Below are 21,228 nucleotides of genomic sequence, written 5' to 3'. Positions count from 1 at the left end.
ACTTTGGGTTTGTGTGAATCTTTTATAAGATAAACAGTCTAATGGAGTTCTTATCGGTACTTTATGAGGAAAGCTAACATGAATTTTAATCGTTTATTAAATGAAGTTTTAAATACCGTCACTCAATCTGCGGGTCAGTTGAATAAGCCTAGTCAAAGTACGGCGGATACAATCACGAAAGTGGGTGGTGGTGCGGCTTTGGCGGGGATTTTGTCCATGGTGCTTGGTCGCAAGGGTGGCGCGAAATTGACGAAATTGGGCTCATTGGCTGCTTTGGGCAGTTTAGCTTATCAAGCCTATCAGAGTTATCAGAAGAACCAGCCTGTTCAGCAAAATACAGGCGAGCTTTCGCAAGAAGCATTCGTAGCAACTCCGCAAACGGAAGACAGTAGCGCCATTATTCTGCGCACGATGATTGCAGCTGCGATTTCGGATGGCGTATTAGAGGAATCGGAACGTGCCTTGATTATGCAAGAAGGCGGGGATGATCCGGCGTTACAACAGTGGTTAGAGCAAGAAATCACGCATCCGATAAGTGTGAGCGAGATTGCGAAAATAGTCGGAAAAGATACCGCACTTGCCACGCAGGTGTACCTTGCTGCACGCATGGTATGCCAAGATTTATCACGTAAAGAAATTGTGTTTCTTGGTCAATTAGCGCAAGCCTTAAATTTAGATGATGCACTTGTGGAACAACTTGAGAAACAGGCTGGATTTTAGTTAAAAAAATGGCAAGGTGAGAGCCTTGCCATTTTTTATGATTTTTTGACTTACTGTTTACGCCAAGTGGTACCATTTACGTTATCTTCTAATACCACACCCATTTCAGCCAGTTTGTTACGTGCGGCATCCGCACTTGCCCAATCTTTTGCTGCCCGGGCATCATTACGCTGTTTGATTAACGCCTCAATCAGCACGACTTCATCATTGTCTGAACCCGATTGTAAGAATTGCTCTGGATCTTGGTAGAGTAAACCTAATATTCCCGCTAATTCACGTAAGCGGGCTGCAAGCGCATTGGCTTTTAATATATCTTCATTTTTCAGTTTGTTGATTTCACGTGCGATTTCGAATAAGACTGAAATGGCTTTCGGAGTATTGAAATCATCATCCATGGCTTCTCTAAAGGCAGCAAGGTAGTTTTGCCCTTCTGTCGCGACTGCAGTTGGGTCTGTTCCTCGTAATGCCGTATATAAACGTTCTAAAGCACTGTGCGCAAGATTGAGGTTTTCTTCGCTGTAATTTAATTGGCTACGGTAATGTGCTGTCAGTAAAAAGTAACGTACACTTTCTGCGTCATAGAGTGATAATACTTCACGTAATGTAAAGAAATTACCCAGTGATTTGGACATTTTTTCTCGATCAACCATAATCATGCCAGAATGTATCCAATAGTTAACGTAGCGTCCACTATGGGCACAGCAAGACTGTGCAATTTCATTTTCATGGTGAGGGAAGGTTAAATCCGAGCCACCGCCATGAATATCAAAATGCTCACCTAATTCTTTATGGTTCATGGCAGAACACTCAATATGCCAACCGGGACGACCTTCTCCCCAAGGGGATGACCAACTTGGCTCCCCTGGTTTGGACATTTTCCATAACACAAAATCCATCGGATTTTTTTTGACATTGACAATTTCAACACGAGCGCCTGCTTGGAGCTGTTCTAAATTTTGACGAGAAAGCTTTCCGTATTCTTTAAAACTTTCGACATCAAACATCACATCACCATTAGCGGATACATAAGCATGTTGACGAGCTATCAGCTTTTCAATCATTGCGATAATTTCAGGAATATGGTGGGTTGCACGGGGTTCTACATCTGGACGTAATACATTGAGTGCATCAAAGTCTTTGTGCATTTCTGCAATCATTTTTTCAACAAGTTGATTACATGTCTCATTATTTTCTAATGCCCGTTTGATAATTTTATCGTCCACATCTGTGATGTTACGCACATAAGTTAAGTCATAGCCTAAATACCGAAGATAACGAGCAATCACATCAAAACAAACGAATGTACGCCCGTGTCCTACGTGGCATAAATCATAAACCGTAATACCGCAAACATACATACCCACTTTGTTGGCATGAATAGGTTTAAAGATTTCCTTTTCTCTTGTTAATGTATTAAAAATTTTTAGCATGGATTGGTTCTCTTAAGTGTATAGGAGTGTTATAAATTTAGCATAGCGTAATTTGCCATAAACAAAGTTACTTTATAGCATTTAATGTGCTTTTATGAAATAATCGAATGATATAAAACTATTAGAGGAAAACAGATATGATTACATTACACACTAACTTGGGTAACATTAAAATTCAATTAGATCATGAAAAAGCACCGAACACAGCGCAAAACTTTGTAAATTACTGTAAAAGTGGATTCTATGATAACACAATTTTTCATCGTGTTATTGATGGATTTATGATCCAAGGTGGTGGTATGGATGAGGCGATGCGTGAGAAAAAGACGAATGCGCCGATCCAAAATGAAGCCAACAATGGTTTAAGTAACAAACGTGGCACAATTGCGATGGCGCGAACATCGGATCCTCATTCTGCGACCGCACAATTTTTTATTAATGTAGCAGATAATACTTTTTTAGATCACCGTTCAAAAGAGTTATTTGGTAAAAAGGTGGTACAAGAGTGGGGCTATGCCGTCTTTGGTGAAGTGGTTGAGGGCATGGATGTAGTAGATAAGATCAAAGGCGTGAAAACCGGAAATAAAGGGTTTCACCAAGATGTACCACAAGAAGCCATCGTAATTACTGCGGTGACCGTTGAATAATCAGTATCTCCCCTCGTAATTGAGGGGATTCTTTTAGGAGAAGAGAAAATGTTAAGAATAATTACCGCACTTTTGCTTGCTGGTGTTGTTTGTGTTGCTCAAGCAAAGAATGTGGTTTTACATACGAATTATGGCGATATTAAAATGGTGTTAGAAGAGGAGAAAGCGCCCATTAGCACTCAGAATTTTCTACGTTATAGCCAAGCAGGATTTTATAACGGTACGATTTTTCATCGTGTTATTCCCGGTTTTATGATTCAAGCTGGGGGATTTGAGGTTGGGATGAAGCAAAAGAAAGCTGACGCACCTATTACAAATGAGGCGAATAATGGTTTGAAAAATTTGCGCGGTACTGTTGCAATGGCACGGACGTCTGATCCGCATTCTGCCACAGCGCAATTCTTTATTAATACAGTTGACAATGATTTTTTGAATTTTAGTGCAGAAACGCAAAAAAGTTGGGGATATGCGGTTTTTGCTAATGTAGTGGCAGGTATGGACGTGGTTGATCGTATTAGCCAAGTAGATACTGAGCGATCAGGATTTCACCGTGATGTACCAAAAGAGCCAGTGATCATTAAAAGTGTCACCATTGAATAGAGTAAGGCTAGCATCACTTTTATGGGCGCGATAGCGGGTCGTTATTTTGATTATTCAGGGAAAATAACTCTCTAGTTCTAATGCATAAGAATGAATAGAAAACGATATGCCATTTTTTGATACACATATCCATTTAGATTATTTACAGCAAGAAACAGGAGAAACGCTGGCACAATTAGTGGAACAAGCACAACAAGCCAATGTGCAAAAAATGCTAATGGTTGGCGTCTCTTCCGAGCATATTGTGACACTTACACAAATGGCTACTGCGTATCCTGAGTCTTTGTATTACGGCGTCGGGCTTCATCCTTTGTATATTCGGCAGCATACTTATGCTGATTTAGAGAAATTGCAGCAGACGTTAGACAAACGACTTTCTAATTGTTGTGCTGTGGCAGAAATTGGTCTAGAAAGAGCGGTACCCGATTTGTTAAATGACGGGCTATGGGAAAAACAATGTGCGTTTCTTGAAGCACAGCTAGCATTGGCAAAGCAGTATGGCTTAGCGGTCAGTTTACATTCACGTAAAGCACATGATCAGCTTGTTCCTTTTTTACGGTATATTTCTTCACCAATGTGTGGTATTATCCACGGATTTTCTGGTAGCTATCAACAAGCTGTTCGTTTTGTTGATCTCGGTTATAAAATCGGAGTAGGCGGGACGATTACGTATTTGCGTGCGAATAAAACTCGTGATGTGATTCGCCGTTTGCCTTTAGATTGCCTTGTATTAGAAACTGATGCGCCTGATATGCCTGTATTTGGCTTTCAAGGACAAGCCAATCGACCGGAGAGAATCGTCAATATTTTTGCTCATTTATGTGAGTTAAGAGCGGAAAGACCAGAAGAAATTAAGCAAGTTATTTGGCAAAATAGCTGTAAGCTGTTTTCAATTTAAAGTTCCTATTTACTCTTTTTATGTTGAGAAGATAACTTATGCTCAAAGCAAGGATGTTACTCTTATTACGCATTTATTTATTACTTTCTGAGCGCGTTGCTTGGGTTTCTAAAGACTTGTCTGATGCACAAGTGGTTAAACCAGCATATCAGCGAAATGCAATGCAAAAGAAACCAAGAAAAGGGTGGGCGATCTTGTCGCGTTCGGCAAGATTTAATCTTATTTTAGGTACGATTCTGTTCATATTAGGTAACCTCCTGATCTTTTGGGTACTCATGTAACTCAGCTTCTGGCATCCATATCGCTTAGTATTGTGTGAAACGATAAATAATCTGATTAGCAGAACCGCGCCATACAAGGCTTGGATCCGCTTTATCCTGTTCAAACTTACCATCAATTAAGACATCAATATAAGGCAGTATTTGCCGTTGTAATGTATCGGCTTTGAGCTCTGCTAAGGTATAACCCGTCCAGACCCAAAGATCTTTATCAGGACATTCGTGTTTGACTCGTTTGACAAAGGGAAGAAGTATCGCCAGATTACGTGGATGGAGCGGATCACCACCTGTTAAAGTTAATCCTTGGCGTTTAATACGGGTATCTTTGAGATCTTGAAGGATTTGTGCTTCCATTTTTTCATCGAATGGAAGACCAGCACAAAAAGACCAACTTTTTTTGTTGTAGCAACCTCGGCAAGCATGCGTACAGCCACTGACAAAAAGTGTACACCTTGTTCCTTCTCCATTCACGATGTCAGTAGGATAATATTGGACGTAATTCATAGCGGGCTTCACCGTGCTTATTTTCTACGATACTGACGTCCGTGACATATGGTCAAGGACGTCGGACTGGCTTAGAGATGTTTTACTCTGCGCTTGACTTCTTCTTGTTTACCGGCATTAAATGGTCTGGCATCTGGACTGCCAAGATAGCCACAGACACGTCGGGTCACGGAGACTTTCTCACTGTCATGGTTACCGCATTTCGGACAAGTAAACCCTTTACTGGTACATTCAAATTCACCACTGAAACCACATTCATAGCATTCATCAATCGGTGTATTGGTCCCATAGTAAGGCACTCTGTCATAGCTATAATCCCAAACGTCCTCCAATGCTTTAAGGTTATGCTGAACATTTGGGTATTCACCATAGCAAATAAACCCGCCGCTTGCGAACGGTGGATAAGGCAATTCAAAATCTATCTTGTCATAAGGATTGACTTTTTTCTCTACGTCTAAGTGGTAGCTATTAGTATAGTAGCCTTTATCTGTGACACCTTCGATAAGCCCAAATTGCTTAGTATCCAAGCGGCAGAAACGGTCACAAAGGTTTTCACTTGGTGTGGAATATAGGCTGAAAGCATAGCCTGTTTCTTGTTTCCAACGTTGCACCGTCTCGTGTAAATATTCGACGATTTCAATCCCTTTTTGGCGGAGTTGTTCATCATCATAAATATGTTTATCGCCGTAGAGGGCATTGATTGTTTCATGGATACCAATATAGCCTAACGAAATAGAGGCACGCCCATTTTTAAAGATTTGTGCCACATTGTCATCAGCCTTTAAGCGTACACCACAGGCACCCTCCATATAAAGAATTGGGGCAACGCGAGCTTTGGTATGTTCTAAACGTGCAATGCGTGTCATTAAGGCTTTTTTGGCAATCGCAAGACGTTGATCTAAAATTTTATAAAATTCGACCGCTCTTTGAGCTGAATTCGTGGCGTTGGCTTCAATTGCAATACGCGGTAAATTCAAACTCACTACGCCTAAGTTATTACGTCCATCATGGATTTCCTGTCCTTGCTCCTGATAAGCACCTAAGAAACTACGGCATCCCATTGGTGCTTTAAAAGAACCCGTGACTTTCACCACTTGGTCATAATTGAGAATATCAGGATACATCCGTTTGGAGGCACATTCTAAAGCCAATTGTTTAATGTCGTAGTTAGGATCACTAGGGCTATGGTTAATGCCTTTTTTAATGGTAAACACCAGTTTTGGGAAGACTGGGGTTTTGTGATTTTTGCCTAAACCACGAATACGATTTTTCAGAATTGAGCGCTGGATAAGTTTCGATTGCCACGTCGTCCCTAAGCCAAAGCCAAAAGTGACAAAAGGGGTTTGCCCATTTGAAGTATGTAGCGTATTGACTTCATATTCTAAGGATTGAAAAGCGTCGAAACATTCTTTTTCAATGAGTGCTTTTGCATAGGCTTCTGGTTCGGGAACTTTCCACTCCGCTGCAGTTTTTAAATGTTTTTCATAACTTAATTGCACATAGGGGGCAAGGATTTCATCTATACGGTTAATCGTGGTACCACCGTAAATATGGCTCGCGACTTGTGCGATAATCTGTGCACTGACTGCGGTTGCTGTTGTGATCGATTTTGGTGGTTCAATTTCGGCATTACCCATTTTGAAACCATTACTTAGCATACCTTTGAGATCGACAAGCATACAGTTAAACATTGGGAAAAATGGGGCATAGTCTAAATCGTGATAATGAATTTCCCCTTTTTCATGTGCATCCACGACATCGCGTGGCAGAATATAACGTTTAGCGTAATGTTTTGCCACAATACCCGCTAAGAGATCGCGTTGAGTTGGGATAACTTTCGCATCTTTATTGGCATTTTCATTGAGGAGTTCAACATTACTTTGCTGAATTAACCCTTCGATTTCTTTTGTGAGTTGACTGCGTTTTTCTCGCGCAAGATCCCGATCATGGCGGTATTCGATATAAGCTCGCGCTATTTCAGGGTATTTTCCCGCCATTAAGGTATTTTCTACGATTTTTTGAATGTGGCTGATATCAATTTCTTGTTGGTAACGGGTAAAGATGTCATTACATACCTGCTGTCCCATTGTATGACAATAGCGTTCATCTTCAATATTCACTGCTTGTGCCGCTTTTTTAATTGCATTAATAATACGTTGGATTTCAAACCCTGTTCGTGAACCATCGCGTTTAATTACAAAGAAAGTTGCCATTTTTTCACCCTATTTTATCTATATGACCCAAAGAACGAGGATACTATATATAGTTAAATTTTTATTTTCAACCACAAGATATAGTGTTTTTTATGTTCGTTTAAGGATGAAAAGGCGACGATATTCTCCCTTACTGATTGGTTTTATTAAGAAAATTTTTATTTCATATTGAGTGTTATTCTCAATAATTTTTTGTAAAAATGTGATCTAGATCAATAAAGGTTGGAATAAAGTCCCTGTTGGACAAGAAAAAAGACCTAGCACGTGCCAGGTCTTTGGTTTGATAAGTACAGCGTAAACCTTTACTGATTTTCTTTGGTTAATAACTTGCCTTGATATTCACCGGTGAGTGATTCTAAGAATGCACTGATATCTTCTACATCTTTGGTCGGTAACGTTTTACCACTTTGATAATGTAACATAATACGCACGGCTTCTTTGAGATCCGATGTGCGAGCATCGTGCATATATGGTGCAGTCAGAGCAATATTACGTAGAGTCGGTACCTTAAATTTATGCATATCAGCAGGATCTTGGGTATGTGCAAAGCGTCCTTGATCAGCTTCTGTTATCGGTGTGCCTCTGGCGGCAAAGTAATCATCAAATAAGCCCATGTACTCAAAGGATTGCCCACCCATTGCGACGCCAACATGGCAAGTATCGCATTTGTGCTGTTTGAAGAGCTCATAACCACGTATTTGTGCGGCTGTGAGTGCATTTTGTTCGCCTTTCAAATAACGGTCAAATGCGCTGTTTGGTGTGATCAATGTTTTTTCAAATTCCGCAATGGCGTGTGTAATTGTGGCTTCATTAATCGCAGGATAAACGGCTAAGAACTTGGCTTTAAATGCTTCATCTTGTTCGAATTTAGCGATAATTTCTTCCCAATTCTTAGAGCCCATTTCAACTGGGTTGAGAGGAGGGCCGCCGGCTTGTTCAGCGAGATCTTTTGCTCGTCCATCCCAGAATTGTAAAATATTGAAAACGGAGTTATACACTGTTGGGGCATTAATTCCTCCCTTGAGACCATCAATACCGACAGAAACATCTAGACCATCTACACCACCATTTTTCAACTGATGGCAAGTATGACATTGGATTGTACCATCACCTGAAAGACGTCCATCGTGGTATAGCATGTCACCCAATGCGACTTTCAGTGGATCCGTTGCTACACTATCAGGAATCGGTTGGACTAAACGCGTTGGGTCCGTACCTTGTGTATTTGCGGGTAGAAAATGATTCTGGCGTTGCTCACGTATCCAATTTAATAGCGTTGTTTTTTCCTCTAAATCAGGACGTGATCCCCAGTGTAAATGCACAAATTTTGCGACAGGCATCTCATCATTAATCAGAACTTGTTCTAATTTAGCGAGGCTGACTTCAGACAATTTAGTAGGATCTTTTAGCCCATCAAGAATCTCATTTAACAAAAAGACACGTGTGCCTTTTTTAATATCTTCTTGCATAATGCTTTCTGCCACTGGAAACTTAGCATAGAAAGGCAATTCTGCATTAGTACTATGACAATATTGACAGCCATTGTCATACAAGATTTTTGCCACTTGCTGTGCTTGCCCACTTAGTGGCGTTTGCGATAGCAGTTTAGCGGATTGTTCTTTATCAAAGATATGAACATAACCAACTGTGCCTAAAAAGCTGGCGACTGCAATGGCAACAACGGAAAAGAATAGATTTTTAACTCTCATAGATCATCACTCCTTATTGGTTAGGCATCAGCATATTAACACTACAAACAATAAGGATTTTTGATCTAGGATAATAAATTTAATTCGTTAAATCTATTTAATTAATAGTTTAAATCTATTGATTTGGAGGGGAGATGAAAATGGAAAGCTGATTTCGCTTTCCATTTTGATATGATAATAGGGTGTCAATTAGGCAGCAAAAGGATCACGTAAGATCATGGTTTCAACACGGTCTGGACCGGTTGAAAGAATGTCTACTGGCACACCTGTAACTTCTTCAATACGTTTGACATAATTACGGCAGGCTTCTGGTAATTGGTTGACATCCGTTACACCAAAGGTATTTTCTTTCCACCCCGGCATTGTTTCATAAATTGGCTCGACACCTTCCCAGTCTTTTGCTGCTAATGGTGCATAGTCAAGAATATCACCATTTGGCATTTTATAAGCGACACAGATTTTGACTTCATCAAAACCGTCTAAAACGTCTAGTTTGGTCATACAAAAACCGGAAATTGAATTAAGTTGAATGGCGCGACGAATTGCAACCGCATCAAACCAGCCACAACGACGTGGACGACCAGTGACGGCACCAAATTCATTTCCTTTCCGCGCAATTTCTGTACCAACTTCATCAAATAATTCTGTAGTGAATGGTCCACCACCAACACGTGTACAGTACGCTTTGATAATACCTAAGACATAATCTAAGTTGCGAGGACCAAAACCGGCACCGGTTGCTACGCCACCTGCAGTAGTATTTGAACTGGTCACAAACGGATAAGTACCATGGTCAATGTCTAACATCGTGCCTTGCGCACCTTCAAATAAGATATTGTCACCATTTTTGCGAGCTTTATCTAGCATTGTCGTGACATCAGCGACCATACCGGTGATGATATCAGCGACCGCCATAACGTCATCTAACGTTTTTTGGAAGTCAACAGCTTCGGCTTTATAGTAATTGACTAATTGGAAGTTATAGTAATCTAAGATCGTTTTGAGTTTTTCAGCAAAGGCTTCACGATTAAATAAGTCACCTACACGTAAACCACGGCGTGCGACTTTATCTTCATAAGCAGGACCGATACCACGTCCGGTTGTTCCAATTTTGTTTTTACCTAAAGCGGCTTCACGCGCATGATCCATCGCAACATGATAAGGTAGGATTAAAGGGCAGGCTTCTGAGATTAATAAACGTTCACGTACATTAATACCACGGCTTTCAAGTTCGCCCATTTCTTGCATTAATGCCGCAGGAGAAAGCACGACGCCGTTACCGATCAAACAGGTTACATTTTCACGTAAAATACCAGATGGAATTAAACGAAGTACGGTTTTTTCACCGTTAATAATAAGGGTGTGACCTGCATTATGACCACCTTGATAGCGCACCACATATTTCACTCGGTCAGTTAATAAGTCAACAATTTTTCCTTTACCTTCGTCGCCCCATTGAGCACCTAAGATAACAACACTTTTTCCCATAGTATTTTCCGCCTTTAAGCTTTGTATATAAATAAAATGAACAACGGATTACTTTACTATTTTCTTACATTAATCTCAATGTAATTTACGTTTTTATTTGAGGATTTATATGAATTGTAGAAGGTAAAAAACGGTTAAGCACCTTTATCTTTTGACTTAACCGCTTTTTTATCAAGGCGTTACTCAAAGAGATTTTTATGTAATGCGGAAACAACAGCATCAGCATGTGCATTAGTGACTAGAAGACAAACATTATTCGTACTCGCACCATAACTGATTGAGCGGATATTATAAGGGGCTAATGTATCAAAAATACGTTTGGCAATACCTGAGGTAATATGCAAATCATTACCGATTAAAGCGACCAAAGCGAGATCGCTGTCCACTTTGACACTACAAAGTTGGCTCAATTCGTCAATCAGTGCGCTTGAAAGTAAACTGAGACCAGAAGATGCGGAACCAGTTTTATCTAATGTGAGTGCAATACTGACTTCTGAGGTTGTGACCACGTCCACAGAAATTTTATGTTTGGCTAAGATCGTAAAAACGTTAGCGAGAAAGCCTTGCGCATGCAACATATTTAAGCTAGAGAGGGTGAGTAGAGTTTGATCCCGACGGAGAGCAATGGCTCGGAATATCGGTCGGTGTTGAGGATCTCGGGTTACCCAAGTGCCCCCTGCTTCAGGCGCTTTACTGGAGCCAACATAAACAGGAATATTACTGCGAACTGCAGGCAATAATGTAGCGGGATGTAAGACTTTGGCACCAAAGGTTGCCATTTCGGCCGCTTCAGAAAAACTCATGGTATCAATACGCTTCGCATTCGGCACGATACGAGGATCAGTGGTATAAATACCCGCGACATCAGTCCAAATCAAGACATCTTTCGCGTTGAGTACTTCGGCTAATAATGCCGCAGAATAATCACTCCCACCTCGACCTAATGTGGTGGTTTTGCCTTGTTCATCACGACCAATAAATCCTTGTGTAATGATCAATTCACCGCGATCAATTAAGGGTTTTAAAATATGTGTACTGTTTTCTTGCGTTTTGTGATCGTTTGGTGCTGCTTTGCCAAAATGGCTGTCGGTCGCGATAATATTACGTACATCAATCCAAGTGGATGGTGTGTTGAATTCGCGTAAGATTTCAACAAAGATCAGAGAAGACATCATTTCCCCGTGACTAATCAGCTCATCTGTGAGGGCAGGGGAGGTCGCTAGGCTTGCTGCTTCAGCAAGCGATTCTATATTCGCCAGTAACTTTTCCACTTTATTACGTACTAAGCTATCATCTTTTAATTCCGAAAGGATATTTTCTTGAATTTGGCGAACTTCATTGATTAATTTAGTGCGTTCTTCGTTGTCACAGCCATTTGCCAACGCAACAAGTAAGTTAGTGACGCCTGCCGAAGCGGAAAGTACGACAACCCGTGTATTGGGATCATTCACGACAATTTTTGCCGAGGCAGACATGGCAGCATAATTAGCGACACTGGTGCCTCCAAATTTGGCAATCGAAAGATGAGACATAGATTGGCTCCTGTTTAAGTTATTTTAATTTTCAGTATGTTGTGTTTGAGGTAAAACAAATAACGATTTATAAAAAACTTGTCAAACATATTTTGTGAACATGGGGTTGACAAGTTGTCACAAAAGGCGCGTTTTTAGCTTCTGACGCAATAGTCGCCAACACAAACCCATTTATAGGTCGTCAATGCTTCTAGTCCCATTGGACCTCGTGCATGCAGTTTTTGTGTACTGACAGCGACTTCTGTACCGAGTCCGAATTGTCCCCCGTCTGTAAAACGTGTGCTAGCATTAACATAAACCGCAGCCGAATCCACCTGTGCAACAAATTGTTGAGCCAACTGCTGTGAGCCGGTCAGAATACCGTCGGAATGTTGGCTACCATATTCACGAATATGTGCAATAGCTTGTTCAATATCGTCAACAATCACCACGTTTAAATCATAAGAAAGCCATTCTTGGCGTAACTGATGTGCTTGAATAGGCTCAACATCAGCTTGTACCGATTGTAAGATTGCAAGTGCGGTTGGATCCGCGTGGAATTTGACGCGCTTAGCGGAGAGGTGTTGTGCCAACTTGGGTAAGAATTGCGTAGCAATAGTTCGTTGGACAAGCAGTGTTTCCAACGTATTACAGGTACTTGGACGTTGTGTTTTGGCGTTTTCAATTAAAGGCAGGGCTTTATCAAGATCTGCACTTTGTTCTACAAATAGATGACATACCCCAATCCCTCCTACAATGACAGGAATAGCCGAGTGCTGTTTGCAAAGTTCGTGTAACCCTGCTCCACCACGAGGAATGATCATATCGACATAACGATCTAATTTCAGCAATTCCATCACTAAGTGACGATCAGGATCGGTAATTGCTTGGATAGCATATTTCGGTAGTCCGGCTTGGACTAAAGCATGTTGCACGACGTCGACTAAAATTTTATTAGAATATTGTGTTTCTTTGCCACCGCGTAAGATAACCGCATTACCTGTTTTTAAGCACAAACTTGCCACATCGATCGTGACATTCGGGCGGGCCTCATAAATAGTACCAATGACACCAAGAGGAACACGGACTCGCTCAATTTTTAAACCGCTATCAAGTATGCCGCCATCAATGAGTTGACCAACAGGATCAGCTAAAGAGATGACATGGCGAACATCATTAGCGATGTCATTTAATCGTGATTGCGTGAGTAAAAGACGATCAATGATTGCATCGGATAATCCATTTTGTTTTGCCAATGTGATGTCTTTTTGGTTTTCGGCTAAAATCTTATCGCTTTGTGCTTCAAGTTGCTGTGCAATGTGTTCGAGTGCTTGATTTTTTTGTTGTTGTGAGAGCTGTGCGAGTACCAAGGCAGCTTGTTTAGCCTGTTTTCCCATTTCTTGTAAATTTGTGGTCATTGTTTTTTCCTGATTATTTTTTCCATGTTACTTTTTTGGGTAATTTGTCATCATTATTCTTCTTTGCCATTTCTTGCTCTTGATAGTCAAAAACAGGCAGCCCCCACTCGAAATAAATTGCTAAAAGACGAGCAATAAAGCCACTGATCAAGGTGATAATAATAACAAGATTGTGATCGATATTGAGTTGCTGTAAGCCAATATAAATGGCAGTCGCAATCAATGCAATACTGGCATACAGCTCTTTTTGGAAAACCAGTGGAATACGGTTACATAATAAATCACGGAGTACCCCTCCAAACGCACCAGTAATGATGGCGGCAATCACAGCGATAGTAAAGCCATAGCCCATGTCCAGTGCAACTTGTGCGCCGATAATGGAAAACACGATCAAACCAAGGGCATCTAAGACCAAGAAGACGGTATGAAAATAGTGCATAAAGCGACGAATTAGGGGCACAATAAAGACGGTTAATACCGCTGCACCTGCCACAATCAGAAAGTAATGGGGATTTTTCACCCAGCCGATAGGGTAGTGACCGAGTAAGACATCTCTGACTGAGCCACCGCCAATCGCCGTCATTGCAGCAATAATAATTACGCCAAAAATATCCATTTTTTCACGTCCAGCAGCCAGTGCACCTGTAATGGCCTCTGCGGTGATACCAATAATGTAAAGGACGCTTAACAGCATAAATTTTCTCTCAAAAAAGTGCGGTTTAAAGTGAGCTTATTTTAGAGGGGAATAGCGGAAAAGAATAGGAAATTTTGACCGTACTTTCAAATTCTTGCATAATGAGCGAATTCATTTTATTAAGGCAAACTATGATTATGTCAGAAGAAAAAACATCGTCGATTTTGACCGCACTTTTCTCGCTTTTTCCGATACTGTTATTGCTCAGTACCGATATTTTTACACTGTTTCTGTCTTCACAAGCCAAGGCAATTTCGCATCTCGCTTTTGCTGTCTTAATTGCACAACTGTGTTGCATTTTGGTCTTCACAAAAGGGCAAATTTGTCCCGGACAACGGGGGCGTTTAAGCCAAGTGAATCTTTATTTTGTCATTTTTTGGGGTATTTGGCTTTTATTAAGTCTTTTTTCTAACTACCATTTTATTTTGACTGATATGTTGAGCTTATGTGGTATTGCCGTTGCTATCGCGATTTGGCAACAGCCTGAGGAAGCGAAGTTACGTCGTTCCATGCTTTTTATCGCGAGCTTAATAGGTGGCGTTGGCTGTCTTTGCTATTGCTTGATGTTTATTGAGATTCCGCCACGTTATTGGGGACAATATAGTCTGTTTGCGCAAGTATTAGTCGGGATTATTTTGGCGAACCTTGCTTTAGTGATTTCACGTAATCGTTTACAAGGGTTTATTGGATTATTGCCTTTCTTGATGCTGATTGCGTTGTTACTGAATGCGATAAGTGTGTTGAGCTTGCTACTGTATTTTTCAAGTGTCGTGGATTTTGTCAATCAGCTAGCATTCGTGTTGTATTTTGTATTGCATTTAGTGATCGCTATGTTTATCGCGGTGCATATCTTTAAAAAATGGGCATTTTCTTATACAACGCTGAGCATTTTATTATTTATGTCCGCTTCATTGCCACTTTGGGCTAGCTTTGCTTTTATTCAATAAGAGAAATAGCCGTGTTTAGATAAAGTAGAGCGCGGTCACAAAAATAACGGGCGTACATTGTACGCCCGAATGATAAGAGATAATTAGTGGTAGAGTAGGAAAGTACCCAAGAATACCGTAATCAAGGCAAAGGCCATTGGCAATGCGGTACGCTTAATCAAATCAAACGGTGACACATTCGCCACACCTGATACCGCGACAATGACTGCCGTAATTGGCGACATACTTCTTGCAATACCCGCTACCAGTTGCATTGGGAGAACCATCAAGACAGGGGAAATACCTAATCCACCAGCGACTTTAGGGGCTAAAGCGGCAAAGGCGAAGAAAGGCGCATTCCCTGAACCCATAACAATAGCAGAAAGGGCAATAATTAAGACCATCACTAATGTCATTAAGAAAACACCAAAGCCAAAGGTTTGTGCACCTGAAATAATGGTATCAATCGCGCCGACAGCTGTTAACCCTTTAGCGAAGGTTTCACCCGCCACAATTAGGGTGACTACCGCTGCAAATTGTTTTCCCATACCATCAAAGAACACTTGCATTTCGGCAAATACCTGTTTGACATCTTTTTTGCGCACAAACTCAAATAGCATAGCAATAAATAAGCTGATGATCATTGCGGTGGCAACATTCATTTTAATGCTACTAACCAATAATTTACTAAAGGTTAAGATGAGAACTAAAGGTAGGAGGGGGAGCAGGACATAAACAGCAGGTACCGGCGAGGCTTGCTTGTCTTTTTTGTCAAGGTTAACTTCTAGACTTGCGTCATATTCAGAACCACCACCCGTGAGGGCTTGTCTTTTATCAAACCATTTTTGCACGAAGAAATGCGAGGTTGAAATCACTAACATCGTGATAATGGCTAATTTTAATTGATAACCGACAAAGTATTCCGCAATGTCAATATTGGCAGTTTTGGCAGCTAATACCGCATTACCAGATGCGGGACCTAAATCCAAACAGGCCGTAGTCGCGATAAGCGCAGCTGCACCTTCTCGACTTACTCCTAAATTGACTAAAATTGGGAAGATAGTGAGCATTAAAAGAAGACCGAGTCCTGATGCACTTGGAATAAAAATATTGAGGATTTGTCCAACAATATAGGCTAAAGCCAAGACTAAATAAGGCGCTTTAATGGCGTTGAGTGGCTTGACTGCAATATTCACTAACGCTTCACTGGCACCGATTTTATCCATATAACGGGCAAATCCGCCGACAGCCATAATCATTAAACCTAAATCGGCAGCACGTGTACTAAATAGGTTTTTGATAAATTCAAAAATATCGAAACCGACCCAACCAGTTGACTTATTGGCAGGCAGAATTTCACCCAGTCCAAATAGCACCGCAAAGCACATCAAGATAATACCACCACACAGTAACACAAATTGTGCTTTGTACTTTTTGACAATGAGATAACCAACAAGAATGGTTACCGCTAATCCAAGCAGTAGTCCTAGCATGACGTGTCTCCTTTATGTTGAGTACAATATTTTATGACTTCAGATACGAGTTTGACTCTCGGTTCGATGGAGTCGATATTTAAGTATTCATCAGGACTGTGCCATTTTCCACCGCTTGGTCCCATACCATCAATGACAGTGACACCGAGTGCTGCAAAGAAATTCCCATCAGAACCACCGGCAGTAGATTCCCATTCAGCTTGTATGCCGAGTTTTTCTTTGATTTTATCGACGGCGGCGCAGAATTGAAGACCGGCTTCAGTACGTCGCCAAGGTGGACGAGTAATACCCCCTGTCACTTTGATTTTGACGCGTTCTTCGGTCACCGTGTCATTTAGGGCGTAAATAAGTTGATTGAGTCGTTGACTTTCCTCAAGACAAGTAAAGCGACAATCAATTTGTGTTTTGACATAGTCAGGTACAGTATTTGGCGTGGTCCCTCCTTCCACAGTACCAATGTTCATCGTGGTACCTTTGTCGGGCGCGGTACTTTTTAGTAAATCTTGCGCGATACGAATAAACGCATTGATGGCATTTGCTCCGTTTTGTGGATCGACTGCCGCGTGAGCAGATTTGCCAAAAAATTCAATTACATACTTCCCAATCCCTTTTCTTTCGTTGACTAGGTTACCGTTAATTCTGGCGGCTTCTAGAATAATGGCATAGCGTGTTTTTTTCGCATAGTCCTCTAACAATGGGCGAGAGAAGATAGAACTAATTTCTTCATCGGGATTGAAAAGCACGCAAACTTTTGCATTTTGTAGCGCATTTTCTTCGGTTAACTGTTTACAAGCGTAAAATCCAGCTAAGAGACCGGCTTTCATATCAGCAATTCCCGGTCCAAAAGCTTTATCTTGCTCAATTCTAAATGGGCGTTCATTGACTGTTCCAGTTTTAAACACGGTATCCATATGTCCTGATAAAACCACATCAAATGTATCAGAAGGTGTATTTTTACAAATCAGCGCAGAGCCCACTTTTTCATCAAGAAAACGTTCTTCTACAAGCCAACCAATGGACTGGAATTTTTCTTTAAAAAATTGGACAACACGTGCTTTACCAACAGGATCATAGCTATAGCTATCAATATTGACGAGAGATTCTAGATCTTTCAGAAAGGCATTTAATATCATAGACTTTTCCTTCTTATTTATGACTTATGTAAAATCAAATTAAAAAGCAAACAGCACAATATTACTCAATAGGCATAGTGACATATTCGGTCAGAAAATAGCAATGTAATCTGTGAAAAAAGACTGATATTTGAGAGTGTGATCACAGAAATGTGTAGAGGAAGCTGAACAAGGTGATACGGTTTGTGTTAGGTCGGAGAGATGAGCATGAAAAAACAAAGAATTAAATGAGATGTTGTGTTTTTATTGAAATAATATTTTATATAAAACGCTGTTTTTTCTTATCTTGATACAATGATTTTACTGCCGTCATCAAAAATAATTTCTCTTGCAATAATAATCACTTTGATTGGGCTTTTAGGGTTTAGCACTAACGGTCGGTTGTTTTTAGGAATATTATTGACGGGCACCGTTTCAGCAATAGTTTGTTCACCATGTGGAACCAATGGTGAGTCAAATGTAATAGGTAAGTCATGCGTATAGAGTGAATTTGAGTCCAAAATATACACACTATTCCAAAGAATCGTTTTGATGGCTTTGTTACTTAAATTTTGAATATGGTAAGTCATTGCTGCAAGATCATTGTTATTCGCATCTTGTGTAATATAACGTTCTGCCGGCATAATTTTGACCGTATTATTAAATAACTTCAGTGATTGTGTTTCTTCTTGGTGTTTGATGATAGTTAAAGGTGAAACATTTTGATCACAGCTCCACAGTAAGAGCGGTGGCAGAATCAGTCCCCCTAACATCAGTATTTTTTTTAAATACATAATTAACTTTCCTAAATAAAGCAAAAAAATAAAACAAAAGTAAATCGCCTCTATTCTGATGTGGCGATATAATAGGCAATCAAAAAAAGCCCGTCAAATGAATTGAGGGCTCTTTTAATTTCTTTACATTCGGCGTTAGCCAAATGTTTTCATAAAGTCTTGTGCTTTTTCCACCATCTCTTTAGAACCGAGGAAAAGTGGCACACGTTGATGTAATTCCGTCGGTTGAATATCTAAAATACGCTGATAACCGTCACTCGCCATACCGCCTGCTTGTTCCGCTAAAAATGCCATTGGATTACCTTCATATAATAAACGAAGTTTGCCGTTCGGGTAGTTCGTTGCACTTGGGTAAATATAGATCCCACCTTTCAGCATGTTACGATGAAAATCGGATACGAGTGAGCCGATATAGCGAGAAGTATAAGGGCGATGTGTCGCTTTATCTTCTTCTTGGCAATATTTAATGTATTTTTTTACTCCCTGCGGGAATTTCAAATATTGACCTTCATTGATTGAGTAAATTTTTCCATTCGCAGGAATTTGAATATTTTCATGGGATAAACAGAATACCCCTAATGACGGATCATAAGTGAACCCGTTAACCCCATTACCTGTGGTATACACTAACATGGTTGAAGAACCATAAACGATGTAACCGGCGGCAACTTGTCGATGACCAGGTTGCATAAAATCTTCTAAAGTCACAGGGGTGCCGATAGGTGAAACACGGCGGTAGATAGAGAAGATTGTACCGACTGCAACGTTAACATCAATGTTGGAAGAGCCATCGAGGGGATCGGTTAAAATCACATATTTGGCATTGCGTCCACGTTCTGTATCGAAAGCAACAAAATTTTCTTCTTCTTCAGAGGCAAAACCGGCGACTTCTTCACGGCTGATTAAGGCTTGTTTCATGGTGTTATGTGCGAACAGATCCAATTTCATTTGGGTTTCGCCCTGCACATTTTCAGCCCCTGATGTACCAATAATGTTATTTGTTAACCCTGCTTTATTGATATCTCGATGGATCACTTTTGCGACCAATCGAATGGAGGATAAAATCCCACTAAGTTCCCCTTTTGCATTTGGATATTCTGCTTGTTTTTCAACAATAAATTGCCCCAACGTTTTCATATGTTAATCCTTGTTATTAATAAATTTACTCATTTGATGAGTTGATTTATTATAGCAACCTTAGGTTTATCATAGAAAAGTCGAATGTTAACAATGTGATCTTCGACACATTTTTTATGACAATAGATGACATAGAGATAAAAAAATGACAGTAAAGCATATCCACATCTTAGGTATTTGTGGCACGTTTATGGGCGGTGTCGCCATGATTGCGAAACAACTTGGTTATAAAGTGACAGGCTCCGATACCCATGTTTATCCGCCAATGAGCACATTTTTGATGGAAAATGGAATTGAGATTATTCCACATTTTGATCCGACACAATTACAGCCAGCGCCGGATATGGTGATCATTGGTAACGCAATGAAACGCGGTAATCCTTGCGTAGAATATGTATTGGAACATCATTTACCCTATACCTCAGGTCCACAATGGTTACATGATCATTTGTTGCGTGATCGTTGGGTATTGGCTGTATCGGGTACCCATGGAAAAACTACAACAACTGGCATGTTAAGTTGGATTTTAGATAAGTGTGGTCTTAAACCTGGTTTTTTAATTGGGGGGATCTCGGGCAATTTTGGTATATCCGCTCGACTTGGGGAAAGTGATTATTTCGTGATTGAAGCCGATGAGTATGATACGGCATTTTTTGATAAACGTTCTAAATTTGTCCATTATAATCCTAAAACCTTGATTATTAATAATATCGGATTTGATCATGCGGATATTTTTGATGACTTGAAAGCCATTCAGCGCCAATTTCATCATATGATTCGTACGATGCCAACCAGTGGACGCATTCTTTCTGTGGCGAATGAGCCGAATGTGAAAGCAACCTTAGACATGGGGTGTTGGTCGCAACAACAGTTTTTAGGTCAGGATCAAGACTGGTATGCTGAACGGATCAGCCATGATTGCACGCAATTTGGTGTTTTCTACCAAGGCGAGAAAATGGCAGAGGTGCATTGGAATGTCGTCGGTCAACATAATATGCACAATGCATTAATGGCGATTGCTGCGGCACATCATGTCGGGATTTCGATTGCTGAGGCATGTCAGGCACTTGCCACGTTTATTAGCCCGAAACGCCGTTTAGAAGTGAAAGGGCAAGTTAATGGCATTACGGTTTATGATGATTTTGCTCATCATCCGACAGAAATTCTGGCAACATTGACCGCACTTCGTGACAAAGTTGGAGGGGGCGTGCGTATTTTGGCAGTACTTGAGCCACGTTCAAATACTATGAAAATGGGCGTGCATAAAGACGAGATTGCGCCTGCTTTAGGTAGAGCGGATAACGTATTCTTATTTCAGCCTGAAAATATTGGTTGGGATGTGGTAGATATTGTGAGTCAGTGTGTCCAGCCAGCAGTTTGGAATATGAATCTTGATAAGTTGGTGGAGATGATTGCTGATGAAGCGAAACCAACAGATCATATTTTGGTGATGTCAAATGGCAGTTTCGGGGGGATCCATCAAAAACTGTTAGACAAGTTAGCTTTAAAAACAGAATAAAGTACTTGCTTAAATGAAAGTATAAAAGGCAAACGTGAGTTTGCCTTTATTTGTTTGAGAGAGACTTTCATGCTTGTGATTTGTGAGTCTGTTTTTTTTGATAGAAACAAAGCAGAAAAAAGCCGTTAGTATTGAAC

General features: G+C 40.5%; 19 protein-coding genes. 7 read left to right on the top strand and 12 right to left on the bottom strand.

Translation table 11 applies throughout. The annotated features are described in order from the left end of the window. Positions 1-78: 78 nt before the first annotated feature. Complete coding sequence (locus KPF51_RS06340) at positions 79-720, top strand: tellurite resistance TerB family protein (protein ID WP_061405920.1); 642 nt, start codon at positions 79-81, stop codon at positions 718-720. 50 nt (positions 721-770) lie between these two features. Here the strand turns inward: KPF51_RS06340 and cysS are convergent, their stop codons facing one another. Then, positions 771-2,150, bottom strand: coding sequence for a cysteine--tRNA ligase (gene cysS, locus KPF51_RS06335; protein ID WP_005722875.1), 1,380 nt, complete (start codon positions 2,148-2,150; stop codon positions 771-773). A 137-nt stretch (positions 2,151-2,287) separates the two neighbouring features. Here cysS and KPF51_RS06330 point away from each other — a divergent pair, with 137 nt between their 5' ends. The 4 genes from KPF51_RS06330 to KPF51_RS06315 all read left to right on the top strand — a co-directional run bounded on the left by KPF51_RS06330 (position 2,288) and on the right by KPF51_RS06315 (position 4,576). Next, positions 2,288-2,797 carry a peptidylprolyl isomerase gene (locus tag KPF51_RS06330; RefSeq protein ID WP_005717092.1) on the top strand — a complete coding sequence of 170 codons (510 nt, stop codon included), beginning with the start codon at positions 2,288-2,290 and terminating at the stop codon, positions 2,795-2,797. Between the two features lie 48 nt (positions 2,798-2,845). After that, entirely contained in the window at positions 2,846-3,397 is a 552-nt protein-coding gene (locus KPF51_RS06325) for a peptidylprolyl isomerase (protein ID WP_005722873.1), read from the top strand. A 106-nt stretch (positions 3,398-3,503) separates the two neighbouring features. Then, on the top strand, positions 3,504-4,295 hold the full coding sequence (locus KPF51_RS06320) for a TatD family hydrolase (RefSeq protein WP_005722871.1): 792 nt from the start codon (positions 3,504-3,506) through the stop codon (positions 4,293-4,295). Between the two features lie 38 nt (positions 4,296-4,333). Beyond that, a complete protein-coding gene (locus KPF51_RS06315) occupies positions 4,334-4,576 on the top strand; it encodes a hypothetical protein (protein ID WP_005722869.1) in 243 nt (80 codons plus the stop codon). Positions 4,577-4,600: 24 nt separating this feature from the next. On the opposite strand, the gene nrdG is transcribed toward KPF51_RS06315, so the two are convergent. The 7 genes from nrdG to KPF51_RS06280 all read right to left on the bottom strand — a co-directional run bounded on the left by nrdG (position 4,601) and on the right by KPF51_RS06280 (position 14,110). Beyond that, positions 4,601-5,077: an anaerobic ribonucleoside-triphosphate reductase-activating protein gene (gene nrdG, locus KPF51_RS06310; protein WP_005722868.1), complete on the bottom strand. Its 477-nt coding sequence runs from the start codon at positions 5,075-5,077 to the stop codon at positions 4,601-4,603. A gap of 71 nt (positions 5,078-5,148) precedes the next feature. Further along, on the bottom strand, positions 5,149-7,290 hold the full coding sequence (nrdD, locus tag KPF51_RS06305; RefSeq protein WP_005722867.1) for an anaerobic ribonucleoside-triphosphate reductase: 2,142 nt from the start codon (positions 7,288-7,290) through the stop codon (positions 5,149-5,151). Positions 7,291-7,592: 302 nt separating this feature from the next. After that, entirely contained in the window at positions 7,593-8,999 is a 1,407-nt protein-coding gene (locus KPF51_RS06300) for a cytochrome-c peroxidase (RefSeq protein ID WP_005722865.1), read from the bottom strand. A gap of 189 nt (positions 9,000-9,188) precedes the next feature. Then, positions 9,189-10,487, bottom strand: coding sequence for an adenylosuccinate synthase (purA, locus tag KPF51_RS06295; RefSeq protein ID WP_005722864.1), 1,299 nt, complete (start codon positions 10,485-10,487; stop codon positions 9,189-9,191). Between the two features lie 179 nt (positions 10,488-10,666). Further along, positions 10,667-12,019 carry a lysine-sensitive aspartokinase 3 gene (lysC, locus tag KPF51_RS06290; RefSeq protein WP_005751694.1) on the bottom strand — a complete coding sequence of 451 codons (1,353 nt, stop codon included), beginning with the start codon at positions 12,017-12,019 and terminating at the stop codon, positions 10,667-10,669. A 134-nt stretch (positions 12,020-12,153) separates the two neighbouring features. Further along, positions 12,154-13,416, bottom strand: a complete 1,263-nt coding sequence (gene proA / locus KPF51_RS06285; protein ID WP_005722861.1) for a glutamate-5-semialdehyde dehydrogenase — start codon at positions 13,414-13,416, stop codon at positions 12,154-12,156. Between the two features lie 13 nt (positions 13,417-13,429). After that, entirely contained in the window at positions 13,430-14,110 is a 681-nt protein-coding gene (locus tag KPF51_RS06280; protein WP_005717062.1) for a trimeric intracellular cation channel family protein, read from the bottom strand. 131 nt (positions 14,111-14,241) lie between these two features. On the opposite strand from KPF51_RS06280, the gene KPF51_RS06275 reads away from it, so the two are divergent. Continuing rightward, the gene (locus KPF51_RS06275; protein WP_005722859.1) at positions 14,242-15,057 is read left to right on the top strand and encodes a hypothetical protein; all 816 of its coding nucleotides are present in this window, start codon (positions 14,242-14,244) and stop codon (positions 15,055-15,057) included. A gap of 83 nt (positions 15,058-15,140) precedes the next feature. Here the strand turns inward: KPF51_RS06275 and dcuC are convergent, their stop codons facing one another. The 4 genes from dcuC to fbp form a co-directional block, all read right to left on the bottom strand. Next, positions 15,141-16,529: a C4-dicarboxylate transporter DcuC gene (dcuC, locus tag KPF51_RS06270; RefSeq protein WP_005722857.1), complete on the bottom strand. Its 1,389-nt coding sequence runs from the start codon at positions 16,527-16,529 to the stop codon at positions 15,141-15,143. Further along, on the bottom strand, positions 16,523-17,662 hold the full coding sequence (locus tag KPF51_RS06265; RefSeq protein ID WP_005722856.1) for a M20 family metallopeptidase: 1,140 nt from the start codon (positions 17,660-17,662) through the stop codon (positions 16,523-16,525). The genes dcuC and KPF51_RS06265 overlap by 7 nt, the downstream gene beginning before the upstream one ends. Before the next feature lie 281 nt (positions 17,663-17,943). Beyond that, positions 17,944-18,435, bottom strand: a complete 492-nt coding sequence (locus KPF51_RS06260) for a hypothetical protein (protein WP_005722854.1) — start codon at positions 18,433-18,435, stop codon at positions 17,944-17,946. 135 nt (positions 18,436-18,570) lie between these two features. Beyond that, the gene (gene fbp / locus KPF51_RS06255) at positions 18,571-19,572 is read right to left on the bottom strand and encodes a class 1 fructose-bisphosphatase (RefSeq protein WP_064661087.1); all 1,002 of its coding nucleotides are present in this window, start codon (positions 19,570-19,572) and stop codon (positions 18,571-18,573) included. Positions 19,573-19,717: 145 nt separating this feature from the next. Here fbp and mpl point away from each other — a divergent pair, with 145 nt between their 5' ends. Then, on the top strand, positions 19,718-21,091 hold the full coding sequence (gene mpl / locus KPF51_RS06250; RefSeq protein ID WP_005722852.1) for a UDP-N-acetylmuramate:L-alanyl-gamma-D-glutamyl-meso-diaminopimelate ligase: 1,374 nt from the start codon (positions 19,718-19,720) through the stop codon (positions 21,089-21,091). Positions 21,092-21,228 lie beyond the last annotated feature (137 nt).

The sequence above is a fragment of the Pasteurella sp. XG20 genome, from assembly GCF_018968665.1.
Taxonomy (GTDB): Bacteria; Pseudomonadota; Gammaproteobacteria; order Enterobacterales; family Pasteurellaceae; genus Pasteurella; species Pasteurella multocida.
Note: the sequence above shows the minus strand (reverse complement) of the source record. Positions and strands in the feature narration are given on the sequence as shown.

Bases quoted from the DNA above. Each gene is read 5' to 3' on its own strand.
- KPF51_RS06340 (WP_061405920.1), top strand. From the start codon at position 79: ATGAATTTTAATCGTTTATTAAATGAAGTTTTAAATACCGTCACTCAA.
- cysS (WP_005722875.1), bottom strand. From the start codon at position 2,150: ATGCTAAAAATTTTTAATACATTAACAAGAGAAAAGGAAATCTTTAAA.
- KPF51_RS06330 (WP_005717092.1), top strand. From the start codon at position 2,288: ATGATTACATTACACACTAACTTGGGTAACATTAAAATTCAATTAGAT.
- KPF51_RS06325 (WP_005722873.1), top strand. From the start codon at position 2,846: ATGTTAAGAATAATTACCGCACTTTTGCTTGCTGGTGTTGTTTGTGTT.
- KPF51_RS06320 (WP_005722871.1), top strand. From the start codon at position 3,504: ATGCCATTTTTTGATACACATATCCATTTAGATTATTTACAGCAAGAA.
- KPF51_RS06315 (WP_005722869.1), top strand. From the start codon at position 4,334: ATGCTCAAAGCAAGGATGTTACTCTTATTACGCATTTATTTATTACTT.
- nrdG (WP_005722868.1), bottom strand. From the start codon at position 5,077: ATGAATTACGTCCAATATTATCCTACTGACATCGTGAATGGAGAAGGA.
- nrdD (WP_005722867.1), bottom strand. From the start codon at position 7,290: ATGGCAACTTTCTTTGTAATTAAACGCGATGGTTCACGAACAGGGTTT.
- KPF51_RS06300 (WP_005722865.1), bottom strand. From the start codon at position 8,999: ATGAGAGTTAAAAATCTATTCTTTTCCGTTGTTGCCATTGCAGTCGCC.
- purA (WP_005722864.1), bottom strand. From the start codon at position 10,487: ATGGGAAAAAGTGTTGTTATCTTAGGTGCTCAATGGGGCGACGAAGGT.
- lysC (WP_005751694.1), bottom strand. From the start codon at position 12,019: ATGTCTCATCTTTCGATTGCCAAATTTGGAGGCACCAGTGTCGCTAAT.
- proA (WP_005722861.1), bottom strand. From the start codon at position 13,416: ATGACCACAAATTTACAAGAAATGGGAAAACAGGCTAAACAAGCTGCC.
- KPF51_RS06280 (WP_005717062.1), bottom strand. From the start codon at position 14,110: ATGCTGTTAAGCGTCCTTTACATTATTGGTATCACCGCAGAGGCCATT.
- KPF51_RS06275 (WP_005722859.1), top strand. From the start codon at position 14,242: ATGATTATGTCAGAAGAAAAAACATCGTCGATTTTGACCGCACTTTTC.
- dcuC (WP_005722857.1), bottom strand. From the start codon at position 16,529: ATGCTAGGACTACTGCTTGGATTAGCGGTAACCATTCTTGTTGGTTAT.
- KPF51_RS06265 (WP_005722856.1), bottom strand. From the start codon at position 17,662: ATGATATTAAATGCCTTTCTGAAAGATCTAGAATCTCTCGTCAATATT.
- KPF51_RS06260 (WP_005722854.1), bottom strand. From the start codon at position 18,435: ATGTATTTAAAAAAAATACTGATGTTAGGGGGACTGATTCTGCCACCG.
- fbp (WP_064661087.1), bottom strand. From the start codon at position 19,572: ATGAAAACGTTGGGGCAATTTATTGTTGAAAAACAAGCAGAATATCCA.
- mpl (WP_005722852.1), top strand. From the start codon at position 19,718: ATGACAGTAAAGCATATCCACATCTTAGGTATTTGTGGCACGTTTATG.